The organism is Actinomycetospora chlora (assembly GCF_039542135.1).
Taxonomy (GTDB): Bacteria; Actinomycetota; Actinomycetes; order Mycobacteriales; family Pseudonocardiaceae; genus Actinomycetospora; species Actinomycetospora chlora.
The window spans coordinates 94975-110738 of the sequence record NZ_BAABHO010000011.1; the positions used below are offsets into that span (position 1 = coordinate 94975).

The 15764-nt window shown below is 74.7% G+C and carries 15 protein-coding genes; 5 read left to right on the forward strand and 10 right to left on the reverse strand.

Annotation, left to right across the window (positions count from 1 at the left end; translation table 11 throughout):
• Nucleotides 1–2 precede the first annotated feature (2 nt).
• Nucleotides 3–1514 carry a CocE/NonD family hydrolase gene (locus tag ABD994_RS09315; protein ID WP_345413332.1) on the reverse strand — a complete coding sequence of 504 codons (1512 nt, stop codon included), beginning with the start codon at nt 1512–1514 and terminating at the stop codon, nt 3–5.
• A 98-nt stretch (nt 1515–1612) separates the two neighbouring features.
• Here ABD994_RS09315 and ABD994_RS09320 point away from each other — a divergent pair, with 98 nt between their 5' ends.
• The 3 genes from ABD994_RS09320 to glmS all read left to right on the forward strand — a co-directional run bounded on the left by ABD994_RS09320 (nt 1613) and on the right by glmS (nt 4361).
• Nucleotides 1613–2200 carry a TetR-like C-terminal domain-containing protein gene (locus tag ABD994_RS09320; protein WP_345413334.1) on the forward strand — a complete coding sequence of 196 codons (588 nt, stop codon included), beginning with the start codon at nt 1613–1615 and terminating at the stop codon, nt 2198–2200.
• Between the two features lie 68 nt (nt 2201–2268).
• Nucleotides 2269–2526, forward strand: a complete 258-nt coding sequence (locus tag ABD994_RS09325; RefSeq protein ID WP_345413338.1) for a hypothetical protein — start codon at nt 2269–2271, stop codon at nt 2524–2526.
• Between the two features lie 23 nt (nt 2527–2549).
• Nucleotides 2550–4361, forward strand: coding sequence for a glutamine--fructose-6-phosphate transaminase (isomerizing) (glmS, locus tag ABD994_RS09330; protein WP_345413342.1), 1812 nt, complete (start codon nt 2550–2552; stop codon nt 4359–4361).
• Here glmS and ABD994_RS09335 read toward each other — a convergent pair.
• The 5 genes from ABD994_RS09335 to ABD994_RS09355 form a co-directional block, all read right to left on the reverse strand.
• Nucleotides 4348–6276: an ATP-dependent Clp protease ATP-binding subunit gene (locus ABD994_RS09335; protein WP_345413344.1), complete on the reverse strand. Its 1929-nt coding sequence runs from the start codon at nt 6274–6276 to the stop codon at nt 4348–4350. The genes glmS and ABD994_RS09335 overlap by 14 nt on opposite strands.
• Before the next feature lie 25 nt (nt 6277–6301).
• On the reverse strand, nt 6302–6592 hold the full coding sequence (locus tag ABD994_RS09340; protein ID WP_345413347.1) for a hypothetical protein: 291 nt from the start codon (nt 6590–6592) through the stop codon (nt 6302–6304).
• Nucleotides 6593–6857: 265 nt separating this feature from the next.
• On the reverse strand, nt 6858–7640 hold the full coding sequence (locus tag ABD994_RS09345) for an acetoin reductase (protein WP_345413350.1): 783 nt from the start codon (nt 7638–7640) through the stop codon (nt 6858–6860).
• Nucleotides 7637–8692 carry a 2,3-butanediol dehydrogenase gene (locus ABD994_RS09350; protein WP_345413352.1) on the reverse strand — a complete coding sequence of 352 codons (1056 nt, stop codon included), beginning with the start codon at nt 8690–8692 and terminating at the stop codon, nt 7637–7639. Before ABD994_RS09350 ends, ABD994_RS09345 begins: the two co-directional genes overlap by 4 nt.
• An 84-nt stretch (nt 8693–8776) precedes the next feature.
• Nucleotides 8777–10039 carry a GAF domain-containing protein gene (locus ABD994_RS09355; protein WP_345413355.1) on the reverse strand — a complete coding sequence of 421 codons (1263 nt, stop codon included), beginning with the start codon at nt 10037–10039 and terminating at the stop codon, nt 8777–8779.
• 97 nt (nt 10040–10136) lie between these two features.
• Between ABD994_RS09355 and ABD994_RS09360 the strand changes: the two genes are divergently transcribed.
• A complete protein-coding gene (locus ABD994_RS09360) occupies nt 10137–10700 on the forward strand; it encodes a GNAT family N-acetyltransferase (RefSeq protein ID WP_345413357.1) in 564 nt (187 codons plus the stop codon).
• Here ABD994_RS09360 and ABD994_RS09365 read toward each other — a convergent pair.
• Nucleotides 10660–11082, reverse strand: a complete 423-nt coding sequence (locus tag ABD994_RS09365) for a VOC family protein (protein ID WP_345413360.1) — start codon at nt 11080–11082, stop codon at nt 10660–10662. The two genes, ABD994_RS09360 and ABD994_RS09365, sit on opposite strands and share 41 nt — an antisense overlap.
• Nucleotides 11083–11179: 97 nt before the next feature.
• Here ABD994_RS09365 and ABD994_RS09370 point away from each other — a divergent pair, with 97 nt between their 5' ends.
• Nucleotides 11180–11809 (forward strand): UdgX family uracil-DNA binding protein, encoded by a 630-nt coding sequence (locus ABD994_RS09370; RefSeq protein WP_345413362.1) that lies wholly within the window; start codon nt 11180–11182, stop codon nt 11807–11809.
• On the opposite strand, the gene ABD994_RS09375 is transcribed toward ABD994_RS09370, so the two are convergent.
• The 3 genes from ABD994_RS09375 to ABD994_RS09385 are packed head-to-tail and all read right to left on the reverse strand — an operon-like array spanning nt 11798 to nt 15425.
• Nucleotides 11798–13024: an acyl-CoA dehydrogenase family protein gene (locus ABD994_RS09375; protein ID WP_345413364.1), complete on the reverse strand. Its 1227-nt coding sequence runs from the start codon at nt 13022–13024 to the stop codon at nt 11798–11800. The genes ABD994_RS09370 and ABD994_RS09375 overlap by 12 nt on opposite strands.
• A gap of 2 nt (nt 13025–13026) precedes the next feature.
• The gene (locus ABD994_RS09380; protein WP_345413366.1) at nt 13027–14565 is read right to left on the reverse strand and encodes a class I adenylate-forming enzyme family protein; all 1539 of its coding nucleotides are present in this window, start codon (nt 14563–14565) and stop codon (nt 13027–13029) included.
• A 53-nt stretch (nt 14566–14618) separates the two neighbouring features.
• A complete protein-coding gene (locus ABD994_RS09385; protein WP_345413368.1) occupies nt 14619–15425 on the reverse strand; it encodes a LuxR C-terminal-related transcriptional regulator in 807 nt (268 codons plus the stop codon).
• Nucleotides 15426–15764 lie beyond the last annotated feature (339 nt).

Genomic DNA, 15764 nt, shown 5'->3' on the forward strand with positions numbered 1-15764 from the left:
CCTCACTGCGGGATGACGGGCACGAGCAGGTGCGAGGCGTGCTCGCCGCCGACGTGGACGACGGCGCCGGCCGCGGGGTGGTGGAGGGCCGGGTGGTCGTGGGCCATCATCCCCAGGTCGCTGTCGGCGGCGACCAGCTCCAGGCGCAGCCGCTCGCCGGGTCCGAGGGTGATGCTGGTCGGCCAGATCTCCACCTCGAGCAGCGTCGGCTCGCCGTGCACCAGCGGTTCCTCGCGGTCGTGCGGGTGCCAGGGGCGTCCCGGCTCGGAGCGCTCGGGGTCGACCGCGCGGTGCGACGCCTTGAGCCAGCCCATGGCCATCGGCACCGGGCCGCCCTGCGGCCCGACGCCGGGGATCACCACCCCGTCGGCGCCGACGTGCTGCACGCGGGCGAACACGTCGAGGTCGTCCTGGTCGGCGGAGAGCCACAGCCGCAGCGCGACGGGGCCGGTGAGCTCCAGCGGTTCGGTGGCGGGGGCCGTCTCGAAGGTGGCCGGGTACGCGACGTCGGCGGACGACGCCGGCGGCGACCACTCGAGCGTCCCCTCGCCGAGGTAGAGCTCGCGCCACGTGGTCTCCGGCAGCGGGAAGTCGGTGGCGTCGCGCCAGACGACGTCCCGCCCGTGGCGGATCGCGAGCTGGACCGGCGCGACGCCGTCCATGCACTCGGGCTGGTCCTTGAGGTAGCGGTCGAGGAACCGCAGCTGCAGATCCTGGGCCCAGTCCGCGTAGTAGGGGTCGATGTGGGTGCCGGTGTGCACCACGAGCCACTTGTCGGGCGACGCCGCGCGGCGCCAGCCCTCGATGTTGCCGCGCAGGTGCAGGTGCAGCGCCCCCCAGTTGGCGGCGGAGAGCAGGGGCACGGTGACGCGGTCGAGGTCGGTGGCGCGGGCCCGGTGGTAGTCGTCGAGGAGGGGGTGCTGCGGGAGCACCTCGCGCCAGTCGTCGCCGTCGGGCCCGGTGCGCTGCGGCTCGATCTGGCGGTCCCACCAGAACTCGATGAACCCGTTCGAGTAGAGCCCGCCCTGGTAGGCGCACTCGCGGTAGAAGTCGGTCGACCCCTCCCAGGCCACCACGGCGGCGAGGTGCGGCGGCTGGAGCGCCGCGACGCGCCAGCCCATCATGGCCAGCCACGAGATGCCGCTGGAGGCGACCCTGCCGGTGGACCACGGCTGCGCGGCGGCCCACTCGACGACGTCGTAGAAGTCCTCCGCGTCCTGCGGCCCGTAGAGGTCCAGCCGGCCCGGGGACTTGCCGGTGCCGCGGGTGTCGACGCGCACCAGGGCGTAGCCCCGCGGCACCCACCACTCCGGGTCCGGGGTCTCCCACACCATGTGCTCGTTGTTCTGCACGAGGTCGTAGAGCGGGTAGCGGTCGGGCCAGTGGACGTCCTTGCCGTACGGGCCCACCGACACGATCACCGGCGCCGGCACGTCGCCGTCGGGGCGGAAGACGTCGACGACGACGGGCGAGCCGTCCCGGGTGGTGACCGCGACGTCGCGATCGATCTGCATCGGCTGCTCCCTCGTCCGCTAAGTCCAGTCGACCTGCGTCAGGAGTGTGCGCCGTGGCGGCGTCGAAAAGCAAGCCCACTGGCGTTAGCATGGTCCGCATGGTCGAGCAGGAGGTACGGCGCCGGCCCGGCGGCCGGTCCGCGCGCGTCCGCGCGTCGGTCCTCGAGGCCGCGCTCGAGCTCCTCCTCGCGCACCACCTCGAGGGGTTCCGGGTCGCCGACGTCGCGGACCGGGCCGGGGTGCACGAGACGTCGATCTACCGGCGCTGGGGCACGCGGGAGAACCTGCTGATCGACGCCCTGCTCGACGCCACCGAGGGGCTGCGGGTGCCCGACACGGGGAGCCTGCGCGACGACCTCACCGCCTACGCGCAGGACCTCGCGGACTTCCTGGCCACGCCCGTCGGCCACGCCCTCGAGCGCACCCTCGCCGTCGCCGGCGACGACCCCGACACCCGCGCGGCCCGCGACCGCTACTGGGCCTCGCGCTCCGAGCGCTCGCAGCAGATGGTCGTCCGCGCGATCGAGCGCGGCGAGCTCCCCGACACCGTCGACCCCCGCCTGCTCATCGAGATGCTGGTGAGCCCGGTGCACTTCCGGGTCCTGCTCACCCGCGAGCCCGTCGACCCCGCGATGCCCGCCCGGCTCGTGGACGCCCTGCTGGACGGTGCCGTCAGCCCCCGTTGATCAGCAATCCTGCCCGATCCCGGGCAGGATCCTGGCCGCTCGCGCCGAACCGCGGCAAGCTCGGACCCGTGGACCCCGAGCTGGTGCGGCACGTCGCCGCCACGACGGGTCTGTCCGGGGCGGTCGCCGCGCGGGTGGTGGCCGACGTCGTCGCGTACTACTCCGAGACCACCGAGGAGTACGTCAGGCGGCGCCACCGGGAGCTGCAGGCCCGCGACCGGCGCAACGCGGAGATCTGGACGGTGATCGCCGACGAGCTCGCGCACCGTCCCGTGGCGCCGGGACCGATCACCGAGCGCCGCCTGCGGCGCATCGTCTACGGCTAGACCGACAGGAGGGGGAGGCCACCATGTGCGGCATCGTGGGGTACGTCGGGAACCGCCCGGCGACGAAGATCCTGGTCGAGGGGCTCGCCCGGCTCGAGTACCGCGGCTACGACTCGGCCGGTCTGGCCGTGGCGCACCGCAAGGCGCTGCGGACGACCAGGGCCGTGGGCCGCGTGGACGACCTGCGCGCCGCGATCGGCGACGACGAGTCCCCGGGGCGCACCGGCATCGCCCACACCCGCTGGGCCACGCACGGCGAGCCGAGCGAGCGCAACGCGCACCCGCACACCGACGCGTCCGGCCGCGTCGCGGTCGTGCACAACGGCATCCTCGAGAACGCCGACGAGCTGCGCGGCAAGCTCGCCGCCGACGGGGTCGTGCTGCGCTCGGACACGGACACCGAGGTGCTCCCCCACCTCATCGCCCGGGCGCTCGACGGCGGCTCGCCCTCGCTCGAGGCGGCGGTGCAGGAGGCGCTGCGGGTCGTCGAGGGCACCTACGGGCTGGTCGTGCTCGACGCCCGACGCCCCGAGGAGCTCGTCGTCGCCCGCAACGGCAGCCCGATCGTGCTGGGCCTCGGCGACGGCGAGATGTTCGTGGCCTCCGACGTGGCGGCGCTCGTGCGACACACCCGCCAGGTCGTGTTCCTCGCCGACGGCGAGATCGCGACGCTCACCGCCGCCGGCTACGAGGGGTCGCGTCTCGGCCCGCCCACCACCGTCGACGTCGACGACGCCGACTACGACCTCGACGGCCACGCCGACTTCCTGTCCAAGGAGATCCACGAGCAGCCCGCGGCCCTGCGCCGCGTCCTCGCCGGCCGGCTCGACGCCCGGTTCGCCACGGCCCGCCTCGACGGCCTGCGGCTCGACCCGCGCGAGCTGCGCGGCATCCGCCGCGTGACGTTCCTCGGCTGCGGCTCGGCGCTCTACGCCGGTCAGATCGGGGCCGGGCTGGTCGAGGAGCTCGCCCGCATCCCCTCGGACGCCGAGCAGGCCAGCGAGTTCCGCTACCGCAACCCGCTGGTCGACCCCGAGACGCTCTACGTCGCGGTCAGCCAGTCCGGCGAGACCATCGACACCCTCGCGGCGGTCGAGGAGCTGCAGCGCAAGGGCGCTCGCGTCGTCGGCGTCGTCAACGTCATCGGCTCGGCGATCGCGCGCCAGTGCGGCGCCGGGACGTTCCTGCACGCGGGCCCGGAGGTGTCGGTCGCGTCGACCAAGGCCTTCAGCTCGATGGTGACGTCGTTCGCGCTGCTCGCGCTGTTGCTCGGCCGGGTCCGCGACCTGTCCTCGGCGCACGGGTCCCGGCTGGTCGAGGGGCTGCGGCGGCTGCCCGAGGCGGTGGAGACCGCGCTGCGGTCGGCCGACGAGGTGGAGGCGGTGGCGCAGCGCTACGCGGGCGCCCGCTCGATGTTCTACCTGGGTCGCGTGCGGGGTGCGGCGGTCGCGCGGGAGGGCGCGCAGAAGCTCAAGGAGATCTCCTACGTGCACGCCGAGGCCTACGCCGCGGCCGAGCTCAAGCACGGCCCGCTGGCGCTGGTCGACGCCGAGATGCCGTGCGTGGTGGTGGTGCCCGACGACGAGCTGCTGGGCAAGAACATCTCGACGATCGAGCAGGTCAAGGCCCGCGGCGGGCCGGTCATCGCCGTCACCAACGCCGAGCTGCCCGACGGGCTGGCCGACGCCGTGATCCACGTGCCGCGCCTCGAGCCCGAGCTCGACCCGATCCTGCTCGGCGTGCCGCTGCAGCTGCTCGCCTACCACGCCGCCCGGGCGCTGGGCCGCGACATCGACAAGCCCCGCAACCTCGCCAAGAGCGTCACGGTGGAGTAGCGCCCACCTCGATCGTCAGCGGACCGTCCGGGTCGGGAGCGTCCACCGTGGCGTGCCCGCCCGGGCGCAGGGCGCCGGCCACGATCCGGCGCGACAGCGCCCGGTCGACCTCCCGGGTGACGACGCGGCGCATCGGCCGGGCGCCCAGCGCCGGGTCGTGCCCGCGGGCCACGAGGACGTCGACCGCGGCCGGCGTCACCGTCAGCCCGATCTCCTGGGCCGCCAGCCGCTCGCGGGTGCCGTCGAGCATCAGCCCGACGACGGCGTGCCGGGCCTCGGGGTCGAGCGGGGTGAACAGCACGACCTCGTCGATCCGCCCGAGGAACTCCGGTCGCAGGGCCCGCGCCAGGGCGGTGACGACGCCCGCACGGGCCTCGTCGGGGTCCTTGCCGTCGCTCAGCGCCGTCGCCCCGAGGTTGCTCGTCATGATCACGACAGCGTCGGCGAACGACACCGTGCGCCCCCGCCCGTCGGTGAGCCGGCCCGCGTCGAGGACGCCGAGCAGCAGCGCGAGCACGTCGGGGTGCGCCTTCTCGATCTCGTCGAGCAGCACGACGCACGACGGCGTCCGGCGGATCGCCTCGGTGAGCTCGCCCGGGCGGTCGTGCCCGACGTAGCCCGGGGGCGCCCCGGTGAGGCGGCTGACCGTGTGGGCCTCGCGGAACTCGCCGAGGTCGAGCCGCACGAGCCGCTCGTCGGAGCCGTGCAGGGCCTCGGCGAGCGCGCGGGCCAGCTCGGTCTTGCCGACGCCGGTCGGCCCGGCGAACAGGAACGACGCCACGGGCCGCCCCGGCTGGCCCATCCCCGCGCGCCCGGCGAGCACGGCGTCGGTGACGGCCTCGAGCGCGTGGTCCTGGCCGACGACGCGGCGGCGCAGGTGGTCGGCGAGGCCGAGCAGGCGCGAGCGCTCGGAGTCGGTGAGGTGCGCGACCGGCAGGCCCGTCCGGTCCGCGACCACCTGGGCGACGTCGGCGACGGTCACGGTGGTCGAGGCGCCGGGGGCCTCCCCGCGGCGCAGCCGCACGCGGGCGGCGGCGGTGTCGAGGGCGTCGATGGCCTTGTCGGGCAGGAACCGGTCGCGGACGTGGCGGGCGGTGAGCTCCACCGCGGCGCGGCGCGCGTCCTCGGGCAGGCGCACGTGGTGGTGGTCCTCGTAGCGCGCCCGCAGCCCGTCGAGGATCGCGACGGTCTCCTCGACGGTCGGCTCGTCGACGGTGATCGGGGCGAAGCGGCGCTCGAGCGCCGGGTCGGACTCGACGTGGCGGCGGTACTCCTCGAGCGTCGTCGCCCCGACGACCTGCAGCTCCCCGCGCGCGAGGGCGGGCTTGAGGATGTCCGCGGCGTCCATCGTGCCCTCGACGCCGGCGCCCGCCCCGACGACGGTGTGCAGCTCGTCCAGGAACAGCACGACCGCCCGGTCGGTGGCGGTGACCTCGTCGACGAGACGGCGCAGCCGTTCCTCGAACTCGCCGCGGTACTTCGTCCCGGCGACCAGCCCGGCGAGGTCGATGGCGACGACCCGCCGACCGGACGGTCCGGGCACCGTGCCCTCGGCGATCCGCGCGGCGATGCCCTCGACGATCGCGGTCTTGCCGACGCCCGGGTCACCGACCAGCACCGGGTTGTTCTTCGTGCGCCGCCCCAGGATCTCCAGGACCGCCGCCACCTCGCGCTCGCGCCCGACCACGGGGTCGAGACGCCCGGCGCGGGCGGCGGCGGTCAGGTCCCGGCCGAAGCGGTCGAGCGTCGGGGTCCGGGTGTCGCCGCGCCCCCGCGGCGGCGCTCCCGGTGGCCCTCCGGGCTCGTCGCCGGGCCGGCCGAGGTCGCCGAAGCCCTCCACGAGGCGGCCGATCAGCTCCTCGAGGGGGTTCGAGAAACCACCGGCGTCACGGTCACGGCGGGCGTCGTCGCTCACCGCTCCACTATGCGCCCCGGGCGCGTCAGCAGGACGGCTCGACCGACAGCACGCCCGGCAGCGTGCGGACGCGGTCGGCGAACTCGAGGCACTCCGCGCTGGTCAGCGCCACGGTGCACTGGACGCACGAGCAGCTCACGCCCTCGTGGACGTCGACCGAGAAGTCCGGGACGCGGTAGCCGAACGAGCACAGCGCCGACGCGAGGTCCATGACGCCGGGCATGCCCCCGGTGGTCAGGATCGTGAACGGGCGGGGCAGGCGGGAGAGGCGGCGAGGCGCCGGGGCGGAGCTACGGGGCGAGTCGATGATGGTCACGGCGGGGCTCCTGGAGGATCCGTGGTGGCGGTGGATCCGAGCCAGGTCTCGGCGGGCCGCTCGAGCTCTGGTCAGAGCGAGCGGTGGTGCGCGCCGGGGCCCTGGCTCACCCGGCGCGCCGAAGTACTACCTCTCGACGCGGTGCCTGCATGACGGCCATGTTACCCCCGCCACTCCCTCGCCATGCAAACCGACCCGCGCCGAGGGCCTCCGGCCTCGTGCGTGGTTCGGGTCGCCATGACGACCCGAACCACTCACCTGGTCGTCAGACCATCACGATCCCGCCGTCGATCATCACCGCCTGGCCGGTCATGTAGTCCGCGTCGCGGCTCGCCAGGTACGAGACGAACGACGCGACGTCCTCGGGCGTCTGCACGCGGCCCAGGGCGATGAGCTGCGAGTACTGCTTCAGCGCCTCGCCCTTGCCGGTGCCGAGGTAGCTGCCGAGACCCTCGTCGATCTCGTCCCACATCGTGGTGCCGACGATGCCCGGACAGTAGGCGTTGACGGTGATCTGGTGACTCGCCAGCTCCTTGGCCGCGGCCTGGGTCAGGGCCCGCACGGCGAACTTCGACGCCGAGTAGTGCCCGAGGTGGTCGAAGCCCTGGTGGCCGGCGATCGACGCCGCGTTGATGATCTTCCCGCCGTGGCCCTGCTCGATCATCGCCTCGGCCGCCGCCTGCAGGCACCACAGCACCCCGCCGACGTTGACGCCGAGCATCCGCTGCAGGTCCTCGGGCGTCACCTCGCGCAGCGTCTTGACCTGCGCGATCCCGGCGTTGGCGACCATGACGTCGATCGACCCGAAGCGCTCGCGGGCCGCCGCGACGAGGGCGAAGCACGCGTCCCGGTCGGCGACGTCGGTCGCCAGCGACGTCGCCTGCCCGCCGCCGTCGGTGATCTCCTGCGCCACGCCGTACGCGCTGTCGGCGTCGATGTCGGACACCATCACCGCCAGGCCGTCCGACGCCAGCCGCCGGGCGATGGCGGCCCCGATCCCCCGTCCCGCGCCGGTCACCACCGCGACGCGCATCCGTGCCGCCGTCACGGGTGCACCAGGATCTTCACGTTGGTCTCCTTGTGGTCGATGAGCTCGCGGAAGCCCTGCTCGACGATGTCGTCGAGGGCGATGCGGCCGGTGATGAACTGCTCGACGTCGACGACGCCGTCACGGATGAGCTCGATGACCTCCGGGTGACGCCCGGCGTAGGCCAGCGAGCCGATGAGGTTGATCTCGGAGAACACCAGCGAGTTGACGTCGAACGTCGCCGGGTGGCCCCAGATGGAGACGTTGACGCAGGTGCCGCCGGGTCGCGTCGACGCCACGGCCTGGGCCAGGACGGGGTCGAGCCCCGCGCACTCGAAGGTGACGTCGGCGCCCGCGCCGTCGGTGAGCTCGCGGATGCGCTCGGGGACGTCCTCCTGCGTCGGGTCGAGCACGACGTCGGCGCCCGCCCCGGGGGCCTTGGCCTTGCGCGCGTCGGCGGGCTCGACGACGACGATCTGCCCGGCGCCGGCGGCGCGCAACGCGGCTGCGGTGACCAGCCCGATCGGCCCGGACCCGAAGACCGCCGCGGTCTGGCCCCGCTCGATGCCCGACAGCTTGGTGGCGTGGTACCCGACGGCCAGCGGCTCGACCAGCGCGCCCTGCTCGGTGCTCAGGTCGTCGATCCGGTGCACCCACCGCTGGTCGACCACCATCTTCTCGGCGAACCCGCCCTGGTCGCCGTCGAGGCCGATGAAGCCCAGCTGGCGGCAGACGTTGTAGCGCCCGGCCCGGCACGCCACGCACGTCCCGCACACGTCGTAGGGCTCGACGACCACCCGGTCGCCCTCGGACACCCCGGTGACGCCGGACCCGACCCCGGCCACCACACCGGAGAACTCGTGGCCCAGCGTGATCGGGATGGCGCCGCCGGTCAGCGGGTGCGGCGCCTGCGGGGTGGGCGTGAAGATCGGCCCGTCGAGGAACTCGTGCAGGTCGGTGCCGCAGATGCCGCACCACTCAACGGCGACCTGCACCTGCCCGGCGGCGGGCGTGGGCTCCGGGACGTCCTCGACGCGGACGTCACCGCGGCCGTGGAAGCGAGCAGCCTTCATGGGTCCTCCTCCTCGGAGACGCAGCGGAGCGGAGCTCGACCATCGAGGCCGCCGGCTGACGCCATCCCACGGGGGTGAGCCCGGTCACGGCCAGGGTTGCAGCGAGGTTGCGTCTCCACCGAGCAGCCGCGCGGTCTCGGCCGCCGACGGCGGGACGACCTCCACGCCCGGCGCGATGCGGTAGGGCCGGGCGGCCAGCAGTCCGCCGAGCTGGCGGCGCAGGCGGGACAGCTCGGCGCGGACGGTGACGAGGTGGTCGGCGTCGTCGTAGAGCGCGCGGCTGATCGCCGCGGCGTCGAGCCCGGTGCTGCCCGCCCGCATGAGCAGGGCGAGGATCTGCAGGTGGCGGCGACCGAGCGCGTGCCGCCAGCGCTCGCTGCCCTCGACCACCGCGCCCGGCGGGTCGGCGTCGAGGTCGAGCCGCAGCCGCGTCGCCCCCGGCCCGGCGCCGTCGGCCGGGCGCAGCAGCCAGCCGCCGGGCACGCGGTCGGGCAGGCAGGCGCCCAGACCGTGGACGAGCACCGCCTCGCCCGCGCGGGGCACCCCGACGCGGTCGCGCGGGGCGAGACCGGTCGCCGCGGCGACCCAGCCGTGGTCGTCGACGACGAGCGCCGGACCGGTCTGGCGGGCCAGCACCGGGGCGGCGACGGCGCGCAGCTCGCCGAGCCGGTGCTCGTGCGCCGCCCACAGCCCGGTCTCGGCGAGCCGGACGGCGGTGTGGACCAGCGCCACGGTCGTCGGGTGCACCGTCGGCGCCGGCCCGGAGAGGTCGACGACGCCGAGCATCTCGCCGGTGCGCGGGTCGTGGATGGGGCTCGCCGTGCACGTCCAGGGGTGCTGGGCGCGCACGAAGTGCTCGGCGGAGAACAGCTGCACCGAGGCGTGCTCGGCCAGCGCGGTGCCGATGGCGTTGGTGCCGACCGACGCCTCGGTCCAGTCCGCGCCCGGCTGGAAGCCGAGGTCGTCGGCCAGCCGGCCGACCCGCACCGCGCCCTCGCGCCACAGCACGAACCCGTCGGAGGCGGTGACCACCATGATGTGCTCGGCGTCCTCGGCGACGGCGGTGAGGCTCGCGCGCAGCTGCGGCAGGACGTGCGCGATCGGCGACTCGGCCCGCCGCTGCTCGACCACCTCGGGCGGCGCCGGGTCGTCGAGGGCCCGGCCGTCGGGCGCGACGCCGTAGGACAGGACGCGATCCCACGACCGGCTCACGACGCGGCGCAGCGGGGTGGCGGGCCGGCTGCCGGACAGGCGCGCGTCGTGGGCCTGGTGGAGCAGCCGGGCGTGGCGTCGCAGGTCGGTGGTCCGCGTGACCGCGCAGATGCCGTCGGCGGCGTGAGTCATCATCGACCCCCTCGACGTCGGCGGACCTCGCCGCAGCCTAGGCAGCGTCCGTGACGGGCGCCATGGATCCGGCCCGCGCCGCGGGAGCGAGGAGAGCGCGATGAGCCTGCGGATGGCGACCGACGCGGACGTCCCGGCGATCGCCGCGCTCATGCGCGCGTCGGTGCGGGCGATCTTCCCGCGGTTCTACGACGCCGAGCAGACGGCCGGCGCCGAGATCCACATCGCACACCTCGACCGCGCGATGGTCGACGACGGCACCTACTACGTGCACGAGGACGGCGGCGAGGTCGTGGCCTGCGGGGGCTGGAGTCGCCGCGCCCGCCTCTACACGGGGTCCGGCGACCGCGACGACGACGCGCGCCTGCTCGACCCCGCGACCGAGCCCGCGCGGGTGCGGGCGATGTTCGTGCGCGGCGACCACACCCGGCGGGGGCTGGGCCGCGCGATCCTCGAGGCGTCGGAGCGGGCCGCCGGCGCGGAGGGCTTCACCCGCCTCGTGCTCATGGCCACCCTGCCCGGTGTCCCGCTCTACACGGCGTTCGGCTTCGCCGAGGTGCGCCGCGTCGACGTCACGTTGCCCGACGGGATCGTGCTCGCCGGGGTGGAGATGGAGCGTCCTGTTACTGCAGGCAGAACTCGTTGCCCTCCGGGTCGGCCATGACCAGGCACCAGCCGGTGGGCTCGTCGACCTCGCGCAGGAACCGCGCGCCGGCGGCCTCGAGCTCCACCCGGTGAGCCTGCGCCCGCTCCCGCCGGTCGTCGGCATGCCCGCCGACGTTGACGTCGAGGTGGACGCGGTTCTTCACCGTCCTGTCCTCGGGCACCTTCTGGAACAGCACCCGCGGCCCGACCCCGTCGGGGTCGACCACGGCGTCGAGACGGTCCCACTGGTCCTGTGGGATGCCGATCTTGCCGGCGAAGTCCTCCCAGGAGTCGAAGCCGGGCGGCGGGGGCTGGCGGACGTAGTGGAGCGCGAGCGCCCAGAACCGCGCCTGCGCGGCCGGGTCGTGGGCGTCGAACGTGATCTGGACCGGGATCCCCATGGCGCCGAGTGTGGCGCGGGGGGCGGACGGATCCGGTCCTCCTCCCCCGGGGGAAGCGGCGGTGTGTCGGGCCCGAGGGCCTGGGCACCCCGGCCCGGTGACCGAGCCACTGGACCTCTTCGCCGAGGAGACGCCGCCCGACCTGGAGACGCTCCGGGAGCAGGCCGCGGCCTGCACGCGCTGCGAGCTGTACGAGCACACGACGCAGACGGTGTTCGGCGTCGGGCCGGCGAAGGCCCGGCTGGTGATGGTCGGCGAGCAGCCCGGCGACCAGGAGGACCGGCAGGGCGCCCCGTTCGTCGGGCCGGCCGGGAAGTTGCTCGACGAAGCGCTCGACGAGGCCGGCATCGCCCGCGACGACGCGTACGTCACCAACGCCGTCAAGCACTTCAACTTCCGCTACCAGGGCAAGCGGCGCATCCACGAGACGCCGAAGGCCGGCCACATCAAGGCCTGCCGGCCGTGGCTGGACGCCGAGCTGGCTGCGGTCGCGCCGCAGGTGCTCCTCACCCTCGGCGCGACGGCGGGCAAGGCGCTGCTCGGGTCGGCGTTCCGCATCACCGCCGAGCGCGGGGAGCCGCGCCCGTGGAACGACCTCACGCTGGTGCCGACCATCCACCCGTCGGCGATCCTGCGGGCCGACCCCGCCCGGGGGCAGGACCGCGACGAGATGTTCGCCGGGTTCGTCGCGGACCTCCGCACCGCCGGCGAACTGCTACACCGGTAGGCCCAGCCCGCGGGCGATGAGCATCCGCTGCACCTCGGACGTGCCCTCGCCGATCGTGAGGATGCGCGCGTCCTGGTAGTGCCGCGTCGACGCCGTGTCGGCCATGAACCCGTAGCCGCCGCACAGCTCGGTGGCCAGGTAGGCGGCCTTGTTGGCGGCCTCGGAGGCCACCAGCTTGGCCGTCGCGGCCTCCCTCGCGATCGGGCGGCCGTGGTCGTACTTCCAGGCCCCGTCGTAGGTCATCACCCGCGCCGACGCGGCGAGGGCGGCGATGTCGGCGACGCCGAACGCGACCCCCTGGTGGCCCCCGAGCGGGCTGCCGAAGGAGGTCCGGCCGTCGACGAAGCGGCGCACGTCGTCGAGGCAGCCCAGCGCGAGCCCGGTGCTCATCGCGGCGATCGGGAACCGCGCCCACGTCAGGAACGCCAGCGCCTCGCGGTAGCCGCGGCCCTCGTCGCCGAGCAGCGCCGTGCCCGGCACCCGTACCTCGTCGAAGAACAGCGGGTGGGTGTCCGACGCCCGCCAGCCGAGCTTCGCGTAGGGGGCCCCGACGGTGACGCCGGGCGCGTGCAGCGGCACGAGGAACGCCGAGACCGGGCGCCGGGAGCGTCCGTTCGCCCCGGCGGTGGCGTCGCCGGTGGCCGCGAAGAGGATGACGTAGCGCGAGAACGGGGTGCCGGAGTTGGTGATGAACTGCTTCGACCCCGAGATCACCCAGTCGTCGCCGTCGCGGCGCGCCGAGGTGGTGATGTTGCCGGCGTCGGAGCCGCCGGTCGGCTCGGTGAGGCCGAACGACACGAACGTCTCGCCCGTGCACGCGTCGGGCAGCACCTCGGCGAGGAGGTCGTCGCGACCCGCCGCGAGGTGCGCGAGCAGCGCCACGCTGATGGCCTGGACGTGCACCGTGACGGCCAGTGACGAGTCGACGCGCGCGAGCTCCTCGGCGGTGAGGCACAGCGTCCGCAGGTCGGCGCCCCCGCCGCCGAACCGCTCCTCGGCGAGCAGACCGTAGGCACCGAGGCGGCCCGCCGCACGGGCGATCTCGGGGTCGAAGGCGCCGGCGATGCTCCGCTCGGCCGCACCGGGCGCGACCTCGCGGACGCAGAAGTCCCGCACGGCGCGCTGCCAGTCGTGGTGGTGCTCCTCGAGCGCCCACGGCACCCCGTAGTCCTGCGTGTCGAGGACGTCGTCGAGCGTCGCCGCTCCCGAAACCATGATCATGCACCTGCCACTCGGCTGTCGTGTCCGACCCAGTGCGGTTCCCGCAGGGCCTTGCGCAGCAACTTGCCCACCACGTTCTTGGGCAACGGGTCGTGCGTGAACTCGACGACGCCGGGCTTCTTGTACGAGCCGAGCGTCGTGCGGACCAGCTCGACGATCTCCTCGGCGGTGACGGTGGCGCCGGGCTCCACCCGGCACACCGCCATCGGCGTCTCCCCCCACCGGTCGTGGGGCACGGCGAACACGGCCACCTCGACGATCTCGGCGTGGTTCGCGATCGCGGACTCGAGCTCGGCGGGCCAGATGTTGAAGCCGCCGGAGACGATCATGTCGTCCGCGCGGTCGAGGATGTAGACGTAGCCGTTCTCGTCGATGCGGCCGATGTCGCGGGTGCGCACCCACCCGTCGACCAGGCGGGTGGACGTCAGCTCGTCGTCGCCCCAGAACCCGCGCATCTGGCCCTCGACCTGCGCCCAGAGCTCTCCCTCGTCGCCCAGCGGGAGCGTGGTGCCCTCCTCGTCGCGGACCTCGATCCGCGCGAACGGCAGCACCTTCCCCGCGGCGCGCAGCGGCGACGAGCCGGGGAACTCGCCGAACCACTCCTGCGGGGTCATCACCGTCAGCGGGACGGCCTCGGTCTGGCCGAACACCTGGTAGAGCACGTCGCCGAACGCCGCCCGCCCGGCGAGCGCGGTCGCGTCGGTGATCGGGGCGCCGCCGACGAGCAGGCACTCCAGCGCCGCGAGGTCCCGCCCGGCCCGTGACGGCTCGGCAGTGAGCATCTGCACCATCGAGGGCGGCGCGAACATGTGCGTGACGCGGTGCTCCTCCATCAGCGTCAGCACCTTCGCGGGGTCGAAGGCCCCGAACAGCAGGTTGGTGCTGCCGTGCAGCCAGGCCGGCAGGAACAGGTAGCCCGACGCGTGGGAGATCGGCCCGGCGTGCCCGACGACGCTGTGCTCGGCCAGGTTGGGCAGGCGGTAATACCAGTTGCGGCAGTTCACCAGCCAGTCGTGCTGGGTGTAGCCGACGCCCTTGGGCCGCCCCGTGGTGCCCGCGGAGTGCCGGATGACGTACCAGTCGTCCGGGCCGACGGGCAGGAACGGGTCGTCGGGCGACTGCGCGGCCAGCCAGTCCTCGTAGCCGGCGTCGCGCACCAGCACGTGGACGAGGCCGTCCGCCTCCTCCTCGAGCCCCTTGACCTCGTCCGCGTGCGCCACGTCGACGACGAGCACCCGGGTCCCGGTCTGCTCGACCATGTGCCGGTGCGCCTGCCGGGCGTTGCGGGCGTAGAGCGGCACGCGTACGGCGCCGGCGATCGCCGCGCCGAGGAAGAGGTCCGCCGCGCCGAGGTCGTTCTCCTCGAGGCTGGCGACGCGGTCGCCCGGGCGGACCCCGAGCGCGATGAGGCCGTTGGCCGTCCGCACGCCCCGGTCCCAGGCCTGCGCGAAGGTCAGGCGGCGGTGCTCGGTGACGATCGCGGTCTTCTCGCGGTGCAGGGTCATGGCCTGGCGCATGAGGCTGGGCACGTCCACCCGGCCGACGGTAGGTCCCGCGTGATGCGGGTCACTACCCACGAACGAGGGGGTCAGGGCAGGAGGCCGCCGGCCCGGGCCCGGTGCACCGCCTCGCCGCGGGTGCGGCTGCCCAGCTTGGCCATCGCGGACTTCAGGTACGACTTCACCGTCTCCGTCCGGAGACCCAGCCGCTCCGCGATCGCGCCGTTGCCCGCCCCGACGGCGACGAGGGCGAGCACGTCGAGCTCGCGGGCCGAGAGGTGGACGCCGGGGGCGGTGTCCGCGCCGTGCAGCCGCCCGGCGAGCGTCTCCAGCCGGGCGCGCGCGGCGGGGTCGGTGGTGCCCGCCCGGGCGGCGCGCAGCACGGCGTGCAGCTCGCGGGCCTCCTCACGGGTGAGCCGGACGTCGTCGTCGAGGTCGGCGGGAGGTTCGGGCGCGCGCGGGCGGACGGCCGCGCGCACCGTCTCGGCCATGCGCGACAGGAACCGGTCACCGAACGCCAGCGGGCGGCGCAGCGCCCCGTAGACCGCGCCGTGCAGCACCCCGTCGACCCGCACCGGCAGCGCGAACACGGCCCGCAGGCCCTCCGCCGACACCGCCTGGTCGAACTGGTGGGTGATGCCGGGCGCGCGGGCGTAGTCGGCCACGGCCAGCGGGCGCTCGAGCGCCAGGACCTTGCCGCCGAGGCCCTGTCCCACGGCGGTGACCAGCCCGTCCATGCTCCCGGCCCGGGCCCCGCGCATGCGGCCCAGCCGGAAGGTGGCGGCGCCGGGCGCCAGCGCGGCGGCGAAGGTCATGTCCAGGTCGTCGACGCCGTCGAGGGCGCGCGCCGCCCGGTCGAGGGGCGCGCCCGCGGCCTGCTCCTCGGCGGTTGCCACGTCGACCTCCCCGCATCGGACCGGGCCACCGCGATGCTAGGCCATCGCTGTGGGCCCGGTCACGATCTCGGGATCCGGAGCGTCAGCGCACCTCGCCGCGGCCGGGACCGCGACCGGGGTGTTCGGCGGGTTCGTCATCGACCTGCGGACGGCCGGGGACCTCCTCCACCGGTGGGCCCGGCCCGACGAGGACGCGGCGACGTCGGTCGACGCACGAGTCGATCGTCCCGCTCCCCGGGGCACTTCGTGCCTGGTGGTCGACGCCACCGGGTGGGGACGGTCGGAGCAGAGGAGCAACGGGACGACGGCCCGTGCGGACGCGGACGGGCGCCGACGGTC